This is a genomic window from Burkholderia sp. MSh2 (genome assembly GCF_000731655.1).
In the GTDB taxonomy this organism is placed as follows: domain Bacteria; phylum Pseudomonadota; class Gammaproteobacteria; order Burkholderiales; family Burkholderiaceae; genus Burkholderia; species Burkholderia paludis.
Window position 1 is genome coordinate 26,363 of sequence record NZ_JPGM01000036.1, and the last position, 12,803, is coordinate 39,165.

Sequence of the window (12,803 nt, forward strand, 5' to 3'; positions counted from 1 at the left end):
CGTGCGGGGCGGGCCCGACGGGTGCGCCCGCGTGGCGCGGGCGGGACGGGGCGCAAGCCTGCGGCCCGCTGCCGGCCGGTTAGCGCGCGGCTCCGCCAAAATGGGCGGAGCCGTGCCCGTCCGCCGTCATTTCACGCATTCGAGCGCGTACTTCAACCCTTGCCCGAGCAGCCCGCGCCACACGTCCCACGTATGCCCGCCGTCGACGATGCGCAGCTCGGCCGGGTTCTGCGCACGGCGCAGGTGGGTGTACAGCACGCTCGATTCGGCCTGGATCGTCAGGTCGTCGTCGCCGGCCGCGATGAACATCGGGATGCGCCAGGTGCGAGCGAAATAGCCGCGCATCAGCGCCGGGTAATTGAGTTCATGCCACACGCGCGGATCGAACTGCCGGTCGCCGAACACGCCGACGTAGCGCGCGGCGGAATTGAGCGGCGGCTCGTTCGCATAGATCGCGGGGCTCAGCAGCATCGCGCCGCAGAACAGCCCGGGTTCGAGCAGCGAGAAGCGCAGCGCGCCGAAGCCGCCCATCGACACGCCGCCGATCGCTCGGCCCGCGCGCTGGTTCGACACCGCGAAGTGCGCCTCGACCTCGGGCAGCAGGTCGTTGAGGAACGCGCTCTGCATCTTCTCCTTGCGGTCGACGTACCAGTCGGTGCCGCCCTGCGGCATCACGATCACGACGGGCGGAATCTCGCGGCGCTCGATCAGCGTGTCGGCGGTGGCCTGCAGCCGGCCTTGCGTGATCCAGTCGTTCGCGTTGCCGGCGTTGCCGTGCAGCAGGTACATCACCGGGTAGCGCGCGCCTTCCGGGTTGTAGCCGGGCGGCAGGTAGACGGTGTACGACCAGTCGCGCTTCAGCGCCGCCGAGCGGAACGTGCGCAGCACGATGCTGCTGCCGGGATTGAGCTGCGGCTGCTCCTGGGCGGCCGACGGCGTCGTCGCGGTCTGGGCGGCCGGCGGCGGCGCGGGCGCGATGACGGGCGCGGCCGGCGTGGCGCGGGCGGTGGCGATGGAGCCGGCGAGCAGGGCAACGGCGAACGGAAGGGCGAGTCGGCGCATGTCGAATCGTTTCAGGAAAAATGCCGGCTAGCGTAGCAGCGGCGCATGACGGCGCGGCGCGTCATCGCCGCGAACGGAACGGCAGCCGCGCGACCAGCGGCCCGTAGAGTTTGGCCACGAGATACAGCAGGCCCATCGCCACGACGTCGGCGGCCAGGCCGAGCGGCACGTCGAGGTAGCCTTCGGTCGCCTGGTACAGCACCGAATCGACCGCGAGCGAAATGCCGGTGCCGGCGACGAAGCACAGCAGGCCCTGCCGGCCGATGGTGCCGATCCACGGCATCGCGTGCGCGACTTTCTTCATCCAGCCGAGGTGCACGAGCTTGGCCGCGAGCCACGCGATCGCGAGAAAGTTCACGAGCCGCACCGTGCCGAGGTTCTGCTTGATGGACGGATCGGTCGGGAACGGTTCGATCCGCAGCCGGTAGTACGCGCCGGCCGCGACGACCGCGAGCGAGGCGGCCGTCAGCAGCCAGCCCTGCGGCTTGGGCGCGAGCGTCTGGTAGACGGGCCGGCAGCGCGCGATCACGCCGATCACGAACAGGAACTGCCACGCGAACGGATTGAAATCCCACGGCGCGCCCTCGACGGTCGGCAGGAAGCGCGCGACATGCGGCGCCGCGTACCACAGCGATCCGCTGAACGCGACCAGCAGCCATGGCTGCGTGCGCGCGAGCGGCAGCGCGAGCGGGACGAGCAGCGCGAAGAACGCGTACATCGGCAGCACCGACGCCAGGTACGGCTGGCGGCGGAACAGCAGGATGTCGCGCAGCGCGGCGAGCGGCTTGTGGAGCAGGCCGTCGAGGTCGTTGGTCGGCATGTTCGGGCCGTCGATCGCGAACGCGTTCAGCGCGGCCGTGATCAGCAGCATCAGGCCGGCTGTCACGAGGAACGCGCGGTAGATCTCGAACGCCCGGCGGATGAAGCGCTGGCGCGCGGCGGCTTCGTCGTGCCGCTCGGCGAGCGAGTTGTACGCGATCGCGGTCGCGAAGCCGCCGAGGAACACGAACACCTCGGCCGCGTCGCACAGCGCGTACGCGTGCAGCGTCACGCGCGACAGGATGCTGCCGCCGATGTGGTCGACGACGATGACGAGCAGCACGAGGCCGCGGAAGAAATCGAGTTCGGCGTAGCGCCCGGCCCGGGCCGGTGCGGTCATCGGCCCGGCTCCCGGCGCGGGCGGCGCGCGCGGGCGGCACGCGCCGCGCATGAATCGGGGTGAAGCATGACTTCGTGAAGAAATGACGAACGGATGCGCATTGTGCCACCGATGCCGGGGATATCGGGTTTACGCGGATGGCCGGCACGCGCGTCGCTGCCGATAAGCCCGGTCAGGCAGTCTGCGCAACGGGGCAGTTGGACGAGCGCAACGTTTTGCGCAGGGTTCACTTACCCCGATGGACGGACGGTTTGCGACGTGACACCATTTTGTCCTCACGCGGCCGCACACCGCGTCGTCCGCCCTGCGGGCCACACATACAACAGACCAAACATTCGCCGGGCGCTCGACCTGCCCGGCCCCCGGCTCCGGAGATCCGTCATGAAGAAGCACGTCATTATTACCGCCGCGCTCGCCGCTTTCGCCGCGCCGGTCTTTGCCCAGAACAGCGTGACGCTGTACGGGGTGATCGACGAGGGCTTCAATTACACGAACAACGTGAACGTCAACGGGGTCGGAAAGACGAACTACCAGCTCGCGAGCGGCTACGCCCAGGGCAGCCGCTGGGGCCTGAAGGGCAGCGAGGACCTGGGCGGCGGGCTCAAGGCGATCTTCACGCTGGAAAGCGGTTTCGACGTGAACAACGGGCGGCTCGGCCAGGGCGGCCGCATGTTCGGCCGCCAGGCCTTCGTCGGGCTGAGCGATTCCCGCTTCGGCACGCTGACCTTCGGCCGTCAGTACGACTCGGTCGTCGACTATCTCGCGCCGCTGACCGCGAACGGCAACTGGGGCGGCACGCTGTTCTCGCACCCGTTCGACAACGACAACACGGACAACTCGTTCCGCGTCAACAACACGGTCAAGTACGCGAGCAACGACTGGAACGGCCTGACGTTCGGCGGCACCTACAGCTTCAGCAACAGCACGGGCTTTTCGAACAACCGCCAGTACAGCCTCGGCGCGCAGTATTCGCTGGCCGGGCTGCAGGTCGCGGCGGCGTACCTGCAGGCGAACAATCCGGGCGCCGGCAGCGCGGGCGCGATCGCGGCCGACGACGCGAACTTCATCGCCGACCGCCTGCGGATCTTCGGCGGCGGCGTCAACTACACGTTCGGGGCGGCCACGATCGGTTTCGTCTACACGAAGGCCGACATGAAGAACCCGGTGTCGACGGTCTACCTGCCGGCCTCGACGTTCGCCGGCCTCGGGCTGACCGCGACGAAGTTCCAGAACTTCGAGATCAACGGCAAGTACCAGCTCACGCCCGATTTCTATCTCGGCGCGCAGTACGTGTACACGGACGGCAAGTTCGATGCCGCGTCCGGCTCGATCAAGCCGCAGTACCACACGGTCGGCCTGATGGCCGACTACAGCCTGTCGAAGCGCACCGACGTCTACCTGCAGGGCGCATGGCAGAAGGTCGCCGGCGACAAGACCGGCACGGCGGCCGACGGCGGCTACATCGTCGGGACCGACGGCCCGTCGTCGTCGTCGAATCAGTTCGCGGTGCGCGCCGCGATCCGCCACAAGTTCTGATCGGGCGGCGCCCGGCGCCGGCCGTCGTCAGTCCGTCCGGGGCGTGCCGCGGAGCGTTTCCGCCAGCCAGTCGACGAAGATCCGCACGCGCGGCGCGAGATGCCGGCCGCTCGGAAACACCACCGACACGGGCAGCGGCCCGGCGCTCCATTCCGGCAGCACCTCGACCAGCGAGCCGTCGGCCAGCAGCGGCGCGAGCCCGTCGCGCGGCACCTGGATCAGCCCGAGGCCGGCCACGCAGCAGGCCAGGTAAGCCTGCGAGCTGTTGACCGACACGGTGCTGCGCATCTTCACGGCGTGCATTTCGCCCGAATCCATGTCCATGTATTCCCAATCCAGCTCGCGGCCGGTACGGCTCGAAAAATAGCCGACCGCGACGTGGTCGGGCAGTTCGTCCGGCGAGCGCGGCGTGCCGTGACGCGTGAGATACGCGGGCGACGCGCAGTTGATCTGCGTCATCTCGCCGACGCGCCGGGCGACGAGCGACGTGTCGGACAGCACGCCGATCCGCACCGCGCAGTCGATGCCGTCGGCCACGAGATCGACGAGGCGATCGGTGGTGCTGATCGCGACGCGCAGGTCGGGGTAGCGCGCGTGGAAATCCGGCAGCGCCGGAATCACCTGGTTCAGCGCGAAGCGTTCGGGCAGGTCGACGCGGATCACGCCGCGCGGCGATGCGCCGGCGTCCTCGAACAGCGTCTCCGCATCGTCGAGATCGGCCAGCAGCCGCACGCAGCGCTCGTAATAGGTCGTGCCCTCGACGGTCAGCGCGACGCGCCGCGTCGTGCGCTGCAGCAGGCGGATCTTCAGGTGCTTTTCCAGGTACTGGACGGCGTTGCTGACGGTGGGGCGCGGCAACTGGAGTTGCTCGGCCGCTTTCGTGAAGCTGCCGAGGTGGGCGACGCGCGCGAAGATGCGCATTGCTTGCAGATGGTCCATGCGGGGCGGGTGCGTTGACGGATTGGAACAGCCTCCATTGTTAATCAGCGTCGAACGGTTTGGTGGAGCGTTTCGCGTTTATCGCGCGCGGCCATGCGCCCAGAATCCGGTTCATTCACCCGCCACCGGAAGGAAACGAACATGGACACGCGTCAACTGGGCCGCACCGGCCCGCAGGTATCGGCGATCGCGCTCGGCTGCATGGGGATGTCGGATTTCTACGGGCCGACCGACCGCGACGAAAGCATCGCGACGCTGCACGCGGCGCTCGACAACGGCATCACGCTGCTCGACACCGGCGATTTCTACGGGATGGGCGACAACGAGATGCTGATCCGCGACGCGCTGCGCGGTCGGGCGCGCGACCAGGTGCTGCTCAGCGTGAAGTTCGGCGCGCTGCGCGATCCGGCAGGCGGGTTCGCCGGCTACGATGCCCGGCCCGACGCGATCCGGAATTTCGTCGCGTATTCGCTGAAGCGGCTCGGCACCGACTACATCGACATCTACCGGCCGTCGCGCGTCGATCCGGCCGTGCCGATCGAGGACACGGTCGGCGCGATCGCCGATCTCGTGAAGGCCGGGTACGTGCGCCATATCGGCCTGTCGGAAGCCGGCGCCGATACGGTCCGCCGCGCGGCGGCCGTCGCGCCGATTGCCGACCTGCAGATCGAATACTCGCTGCTGTCGCGCGGCATCGAGGCCGACATCCTGCCCGCCTGCCGCGCGCTCGGTGTCGGCGTGACGGCCTACGGCGTGCTGTCGCGCGGGCTGCTGGGCGGGCGCTGGAGCACGGCGCGGCAGGGCGAGCGCGATTTTCGCGCGGCGAGCCCGCGCTTCCAGGGCGAGAACCTCGCGCACAACCTCGCGCTCGTCGACGCACTGCGCGCAATCGCCGACGAGAAGGGCAGCAATCCCGCGCAGGTCGCGATCGCGTGGGCGCTGTCGCGCGGCGCGGACATCGTGCCGCTGGTCGGCGCGCGCAAGCGCACGCAACTGAAGGACGGCCTGCTCGCGACTGAATTGCAACTAACGGTCGATGATCTGGCTCGCATCGAAGCGGCGGTTCCCGCCGGGGCGGCTGCCGGCGAGCGCTATCCGGCCGCACAGATGGCGCACCTCGACAGCGAGCACGGGCGGGGGTGATGCAAGGGGCCCGATTCGGCGGGCCCGAGCCAGCCTCAGGCAAAACCAGATGGCGGACGGCGTGGCGGAGCGGCACCATCGGCGCCTGACGTGACCTGACGGGATGCCTTCCATGCCAATTCATACGCTGACGATCGTCGTGCTGGTGTTCCTGCTGGCCGGCGCGGTCAAGGGAATGATCGGGCTCGGCCTGCCGACCATCGCGATGGGGCTGCTGACGCTCGCGATGCCGCCGTCGGCCGCGGCGAGCCTGCTGCTCGTGCCGTCGTTCATCACCAACGTGTGGCAGTTGTGGCTGGGCCCGTCGTTCGGGCCGTTGCTGCGCCGGCTGTGGCCGCTGCTGGCGGGCCTGGCGATCGGCACGCTGACGGGCGGGCTGCCCGCGCTCGCGGCCGGCAGCACGTGGACGCACGCCGCGCTCGGCGTGGTGCTGATCCTCTACGGGCTGTGGGGGCTGGCCGCCGCACGGCTGCCCGCGCCGGGGCGCCATGAGCGATGGCTGTCGGCCGCGGTCGGCTACCTGACGGGTGTCGTGACGGCCGCGACCGGCGTGTTCGTCGTGCCCGCCGTGCCGTACCTGCAGGCGTTGCGGCTGTCCCGGGACGACCTGATCCAGGCGCTCGGGCTGTCCTTCACGGCGTCGACGATCGTGCTCGGCGTGCAGCTGCACGTGACGGGGGCGCTGCAGACGGTCGATCTCGGCGTGTCCGGGCTCGCGCTCGTGCCGGCGCTGGTCGGGATGGCCGGCGGGCAGTATGCGCGGCGCGTGATGAGCGAGAAGGCGTTCAAGCGCTGTTTCTTCGTGGGGCTGATCGCGCTCGGCGCGTATATGAGCGCGTCGGGGTGGCTGTGAGCGGGCGTCGCGCGGCGGGCGAGCCGTCCGCCGCCCCGGCCCGCCCCGGGCCTCGACATCCGGGCCGGGGACGGTCGCGGGACGGCGGCCGTCACGCCGCTCAGGCCGGGTCGGCGTACTTCAGCGTCCACCCGAACGTGCGGGTCGCGCCCGCGCCGAGCGCGAACGGCCGGGTCGTGCAGGCGAAGTCCGAATGCAGCTGGCCGATCGGCGTCGTCGACAGCGGATTCGTCGTCCCGTTCACCGTGTCGAAGGCGGACAGCGCGCAGTTGTCGAACCCGGAAGCCGTGTAGCCGGTCGCGGCGCCGTTCGCGTACGTCACCGACACGCCGTCGCCGTTCGCCCGCGTCGACGCGAAATCCGCGAACGACGTGAAGTCCGTCTCGACGGCGAGGTTGCCCGCGAGCGTGCCCGAACTCAGCGTATCGCTGCGCGCGATCGCGCCGTGCGCGAAGGTCAGCACCGTATGCACCTGCAGGTCGAGGTCCGTCGTGTACGCCGCGTTCTTCGATGCAAGCCGGAACTTCGCCGTATCGAACGACACGATCACCTGGCCGTTGCGCTGCTGCACGTTCAGGTTCCGGTAGTAGGTGACGGGAATGTAGGTTTTCCCGTTGTACGTCACCTGCGGCACCAGCAGCGCGTAGCCGAGATCGGTCGTGCCGTAGATCAGCTTGTCGGAGAACGGCACCGGGTAGTACGGCGTGTACGAGTTGTAGTCCGGCGCCTGGCTGAGGTTCAGGTTGATCACGCGCCGGCCGTCGCGCACGGTGAGCAGCGCCGCGTTGTACGGATGCGCGGTGTCGCCCGGCTGGTTGTACCAGGTGAGCGTGTAGCGCGGCAGCGCGTCGAGCCATGCGCCGTAGTCCGCGTCGGCCATCGGCGCCTTGCCGCCGAAGCCGAGCTTGTTCCACCACGCGTTCACGTACAGGTACTGGTGCAGCAGGCTGAAGTTCTCGCCCATCACGCGCGGCTTGCCGCGATACGCGTCGGTGCCGCGGCCCTTGACCCACATGTTCACCGACGGCGTCGGCAGCGTCGGGTCGTACCAGACCGTATCGAAGCGTTGCGCGGCCTTGTAGATGAACGCATACGCGATCTGCTTCTCCTGGTCGGACAGCACGTCCGCGTTGGCCGCGGCCGTCAGCACCTCCATGAACGCGGAATCGCCGTACGGGCCGATCGAGCGGCCGTAGTTGAAGCCCTCGCCATCCGCGTTGAGCTGCGGCAGGATCAGGTCGACCGACTTGCGCAGATAGCCCTTCAGCTCGGGCGTGAGGTTCGCCTCGTTGCCCATCTCGAACGTGCGCTCGGTCACCTCGCCGATCAGCAGCGTGCTGTAGCGGTCGAAGCGCGCCTGGTCGTAATAGGTCGTGTGCGTGTTCGACGCTTCGTCGGAGAACCCGCCCGACGAGTCGTTGCGGATGTGGTTCGTCAGCGTGTACAGCAGCGCATCGCGCGCGCCCATCGTCGCGACGGACGGATCGGTCTTCGACGCGAACGACGGGCTGCTCCAGCCGAGCTTCTGGCGCAGCCCGGCAATTCCGTAGGACACCGCATAGTAGTTCTGCGCGGTGTTGAGCGACGCGATGTCGATCGGCGTGCCGGCGGCCGGGCACGTATCGGTCTTGCCGCTCGCGTCGGGGCCGAACATGTCGCAGAACGTGAGCCGCTGCTGCAGCGTCGCGAGCATCGCGTCGCTGAACGCTTCGCCGAGCATGCCGTGCGCCTTCAGGTTGTTCAGCGCGACGAGGTAGTAGTACTCGCCCCACGACGTATTCGCATACGTGTAGTTGCCGCCCGACTGCGCCATCATCGCGGTCGTGATCGTCCGGTAGGTCGCGAGGTAGCTCGCGTACTGCGGGTCGTTCTTCGCCTTCATGTCGATCAGGATGTACGACAGGCCGAGCGCGAGCTTGCCGGGCAGGAATTTGTCGCCGGTGTTCGTGTCGAGCACGTGGACCGGCGTGCCGTCGCCGAGATCCATCACGACCTGCGTGAAGTCGGGCGATTTCCGGATCAGGTCGAACAGCGCGCGCATCTGGCCCATCATCGTGGCGGGAACGTTCGTGCCGGCCGGCACGCTGGTGTCGGCCGCGCCGTAGACGAGCGCCTGCAGCGAGTTCGGCGCGAGCGCGGCGGCAGGCGTCGAGCCGGAAGGCGGCGCCGGCGTCGGCGAGGGCGGCGAGGGCGGCGTGGCGGTCACGTCGTTGCCGCCGCATGCGCTGACGAACAGGACGGAAAGGGCGCTGAGCGCGGCGCCGAGCGCGAATCTGCTGCGCGGATGCATTGTGTCTCCAGTTTTTGAATGGTGATGAAGGACGGGCGGGTGCGGCTGTTGCCTCGCTCGGTGCCCGTACCCGGCCGCCGCCTTGCAACCCTGATCCCTGAAGGCGGACGGCCTGAATCACGACGCGAGCGGGCAAGCGTTCTCCCTGCGCGGGCCGTGTCCGGTGCCGCGCCGTTACGATGGAAAACGTTTTCCAAATTTAGGCATCGATCGGCATGATGTCAATTAACTTTCACGCTGGACGGGCCGGGAAAAACCCGAATGAGGATCAGGCTGGAGCGGGTGAGGGAATCAGGATTGTGCGGAAATAGCGGGAGTTTCTTTCGGAATTCGATGGTGTGTCGCGACGAGGGCAGGCACGGAAGCGGCAGGCTGCTGGATCGTCCGGCGGCGCCTGTTGGCTGATGTTGAAGAGAAAACGTTATCCATAAGGATCGAGACGACTCGATCCATGAAACGGGGCGTCGCGTGCGGGCGGCGCCCGTTACCGGGGCGCGGCTTCGCCGGACAGGAACGCGACGAACTCCCGCGTGTACTTCGGCAGCGCGTCGAACGACCGCGCGCACAGCGTCAGCTTGCGGTGGCTCCACGGATCGGACAGCTCGACGAGCCGCACGTCCATCGTCTGCATCGCGCGCTCGGCCGCATGCCGCGACACGATGCCGATGCCCACGCCGCTTGCGATCACGCGGCAGATCGCGTCGAAGCTCTTGAGCTGCACGCGATAGCGGATGCGCTTGCCGAGCGCGCGCGCCTGATCGGCGAGATGCACCTGTAGCGCGCTGCCGTCGGTGAGGCCGATGAAGTCGGCGTCGGCGATCGCGTCGAACGAAACCGCGTCGCGCGACGCGAGCGGATGCGCGGCCGGCACGACCACGATCAGCCAGTCCTCGCGGAACGGCTTCTGTTCGAGCCCGCCGAGCCCGACCGAATCGGCGACGATGCCGACCTCGGCCGTCTTGTTGCGGATCGCATGCACGATCTCCTGGCTCGAGCGCTCCTCGACGCTGATCGACAGCTTCGGATGATGCGGCAGGTAATCGGCCAGCGCGTCGGGCAGGTATTCACTCAGCGACGCGGTGTTGCACAGCAGGCGGATGTGTCCGCGCAGCCCCTGGCCGTATTGCTGCAACTCGCCGCGCATGTGGTCGATCTGCTGCAGCACGGTGCGCGCGTGGTGTTCGAGCGCACGGCCCGCGTCGGTGGCTTGCGCGCCCGACTTGGTCCGGTGCAGCAGCGGCACGCCCAGTTCGTCCTCCATGCCGCGGATCCGCTCGCTGGCGGCCTGCAGCGTGATGTGGGTCCGCTCGGCGCCGCTCGTGATCGTGCCGGCGTCGCAGATGTTCAGGAAGAGGCGCAGGTCGGTCAGGTCGAAACGCATGATGGGCGGGGCGATCGTATTGGAATGGCCGATAAGGTAGCAGGGAACCGCGGCCCCGGTCTCAGGCACAGCCTGAGGCCCGATTCGCCGCTTCCGCATTTTCGGGGCAGGATCGATGGACGATCATGGGCGCACTTCAACCGGGGAGCCCGTCATGCGGATCGATCCATCGTGGGGCGTGTCGTTCAAGATCGCGCTGCATCTGCTGTTCCTGTGCATCGGCATCGCGTGGGCCTGTTCCGAAGGCGTCGCATGGCTGCATTGAACGCCGCCGCGCGCGGCGGGTGCCGTCCGATGTCTATCGAAATGTGTTGTGCCATAGTTTTTTAGAACGAAAATCCTTCCGCTTTCCTGCGATTCAACCATCAAGTTTTTCCGGAACGGACCGTATTACCGGTAGCCAATGCTGGCCGGCATCCGGTTCGTGATCGTTTGTCATCACTGTTTGCATCCGGTTACACGTCGGCCGTTCCGTTTTTGAGATGCTTGAAAGATTGTCAAACCGGAGTCGGATCGTCCATGAAAACGCGCGGGATTCATCGTCACGCGGGGTGGTTGCCGGGCCTGGCCGCCGTGCTCGTCATGGCCGGCTGCGCGGGCCCGCAATCCGCCGCGCCGGGTGACACGCAGGCGGGCGGATCGCCGTCGGGCCCGTCCGCCGCATCGCCGGCCGCCGCGTCGGCCATGCCGCCCGCGCCGATTCTCGTCGCCCGGCAGTACGTCGTGAAGCGCGGCGACACGCTGGCGCGCATCGCGTCCGCGAACGCGTGCAGCGTTGCCGACCTGCGCAGCTGGAACCGGCTGAACGCGCGCGGCAGGCTGCGCACGGGACAGGTGCTGCGCATCGTCAGGCGGCAGACGCCGCCATCGGATGCGGCCGGGGTGCAAACCGCGGGCAATGACGCGGCCGGGCGCCCGGCGGCCGAGCAGGTCACGGCATCGAGCGCGAGCGACCGTCAGGTCGTCAAGGAAATGCGCCGGCATGCCGGCGGTGTCGCGCTCAAGTGGCCCGCCGACGGCAAGATCGTCGACGGGTTCCGGCCGGGGCAGAACCGCGGCATCCAGATCGCCGGCCGGCCGGGCGACCCGGTTCGCGCGGCGGCCGACGGCCGCGTGATGTACGCGGGCACCGGCCTGAACGATTACGGCAGCCTGATCATCGTCCAGCACAACGCGGATTTCCTGACCGCCTATGCGCACAACCGCAAGCTGCTCGTCAAGACGGGCGACATCGTGCGCCAGGGCGACGAGATCGCCGAGATGGGCGACCTCGACAACTCGCGCGTCGCGCTGCTGTTCGAAGTGCGGCGCGACGGCAAGCCGGTGAATCCGGTGCCGTACCTGCCTTCGTCGCAAGGGTGACGCGGGGCCGTTGCGCTGGATCGTGGCGGCCGTCGCTGCTACGCTAGGGACTGTTCATGCGAATCCCGCGCTGCCCGCAGGGCCGGCGGCCGTCTTTCGCGGATGCACGGCGAAGGCCGCCGGTGCGCGCCCGCGTTGCTTCGTGCCATCGTTTCCGACCGAACACACCTCATCCATGGAACACTCTCCGACTCGCCGCTCGCTGTTGCTCGCCGCCGTCGCCGCGCCGTTCGTCGCCGCGTGCACGTCCGCGCCGGTTGCCGACCAGGGGCATGCGCATACGGCGCAAGCCGAACTCGGCGCGCTCGAAAAGGCGTCGAACGGCCGGCTCGGCGTCGCCGCGCTCGATACGTCGAACGGCGTGCGCATCGCGCATCACGCCCGCGAGCGCTTCCCGCTGTGCGGCACCTACGCGGTCGTCGCGGCCGCCGCGATGCTCGCGCGCGGCTCGCTCGACGCGTCGCTGCTGCCGCGCCGCATCCTGTACCGCCGCTATGAAGTCGTGTCGGGCTCGCCGGTCACGGAAAGCCACGTCGACACGGGCATGACGATCGCGCAGCTGTGCGCGGCGATGCTGCAGTCGGGCGACAAGGGCGCGGGCAACCTGCTGATGGGCGTGCTCGGCGGCCCGCAGGCCGTCACGTCGTTCGCGCGCGCGAGCGGCGACACGACGTTCCGCCTCGATCGCTGGGAGCCCGAGTTGAACCGTGCCGCCCCCGGCGACGAGCGCGACACGTCGACGCCGGTCGCGATGGTCGACACGCTGCAGCGGCTGCTGCTCGGCGATGCGCTGCAGGAGCCGCAGCGCACGCAACTTGCGGAATGGATGGCCGTCGGCGCGACCGGCGCGACCGGCATCGCGGCGGGCGTGCCGCCCGGCTGGCGCGTGGCCGACAAGGCCGGCACGGGCGGCTACGGCACGACCACCGACGTTGCGGTGCTGTGGCCGCCGTCGCGCGCGCCGATCGTGATGGCCGTGTCGTTCACGCAGCCGCAGGCGGACGCGGCGGCCCGTGCGGATGTCGTCGCATCGGCGGCCCGCATCGCGGCAGGCGCGCTGACCACGACGGCCTGAGCG

At 68.8% G+C, this 12,803-nt stretch carries 10 protein-coding genes; 5 read left to right on the forward strand and 5 right to left on the reverse strand.

Going from position 1 to position 12,803, the window contains the following annotated elements; all coding sequences use genetic code 11:
- Window positions 1-126: 126 nt before the first annotated feature.
- Window positions 127-1,062 carry an alpha/beta hydrolase gene (locus tag GQ57_RS22950; protein WP_031400465.1) on the reverse strand — a complete coding sequence of 312 codons (936 nt, stop codon included), beginning with the start codon at window positions 1,060-1,062 and terminating at the stop codon, window positions 127-129.
- Between the two features lie 61 nt (window positions 1,063-1,123).
- Window positions 1,124-2,221, reverse strand: coding sequence for an OpgC domain-containing protein (locus GQ57_RS22955; RefSeq protein WP_031400466.1), 1,098 nt, complete (start codon window positions 2,219-2,221; stop codon window positions 1,124-1,126).
- A 381-nt stretch (window positions 2,222-2,602) separates the two neighbouring features.
- Here GQ57_RS22955 and GQ57_RS22960 point away from each other — a divergent pair, with 381 nt between their 5' ends.
- Window positions 2,603-3,757, forward strand: a complete 1,155-nt coding sequence (locus GQ57_RS22960) for a porin (RefSeq protein WP_031400467.1) — start codon at window positions 2,603-2,605, stop codon at window positions 3,755-3,757.
- A gap of 27 nt (window positions 3,758-3,784) precedes the next feature.
- On the opposite strand, the gene GQ57_RS22965 is transcribed toward GQ57_RS22960, so the two are convergent.
- A complete protein-coding gene (locus tag GQ57_RS22965; RefSeq protein WP_031400468.1) occupies window positions 3,785-4,696 on the reverse strand; it encodes a LysR family transcriptional regulator in 912 nt (303 codons plus the stop codon).
- A gap of 141 nt (window positions 4,697-4,837) precedes the next feature.
- Here GQ57_RS22965 and GQ57_RS22970 point away from each other — a divergent pair, with 141 nt between their 5' ends.
- Window positions 4,838-5,839: an aldo/keto reductase gene (locus GQ57_RS22970; protein ID WP_034199099.1), complete on the forward strand. Its 1,002-nt coding sequence runs from the start codon at window positions 4,838-4,840 to the stop codon at window positions 5,837-5,839.
- Window positions 5,840-5,951: 112 nt separating this feature from the next.
- Complete coding sequence (locus GQ57_RS22975; protein ID WP_031400470.1) at window positions 5,952-6,692, forward strand: sulfite exporter TauE/SafE family protein; 741 nt, start codon at window positions 5,952-5,954, stop codon at window positions 6,690-6,692.
- Window positions 6,693-6,792: 100 nt separating this feature from the next.
- Here the strand turns inward: GQ57_RS22975 and GQ57_RS22980 are convergent, their stop codons facing one another.
- Both GQ57_RS22980 and GQ57_RS22985 read right to left on the reverse strand, forming a co-directional pair.
- Window positions 6,793-8,982, reverse strand: a complete 2,190-nt coding sequence (locus GQ57_RS22980) for a hypothetical protein (protein WP_034199100.1) — start codon at window positions 8,980-8,982, stop codon at window positions 6,793-6,795.
- A 484-nt stretch (window positions 8,983-9,466) separates the two neighbouring features.
- Window positions 9,467-10,363, reverse strand: a complete 897-nt coding sequence (locus tag GQ57_RS22985; protein WP_034199101.1) for a LysR substrate-binding domain-containing protein — start codon at window positions 10,361-10,363, stop codon at window positions 9,467-9,469.
- 519 nt (window positions 10,364-10,882) lie between these two features.
- Between GQ57_RS22985 and GQ57_RS22990 the strand changes: the two genes are divergently transcribed.
- Complete coding sequence (locus GQ57_RS22990; protein WP_034199102.1) at window positions 10,883-11,725, forward strand: peptidoglycan DD-metalloendopeptidase family protein; 843 nt, start codon at window positions 10,883-10,885, stop codon at window positions 11,723-11,725.
- Window positions 11,726-11,900: 175 nt separating this feature from the next.
- On the forward strand, window positions 11,901-12,800 hold the full coding sequence (gene bla / locus GQ57_RS22995) for a class A beta-lactamase (protein ID WP_031400474.1): 900 nt from the start codon (window positions 11,901-11,903) through the stop codon (window positions 12,798-12,800).
- The last annotated feature ends 3 nt before the right edge of the window (window positions 12,801-12,803 follow it).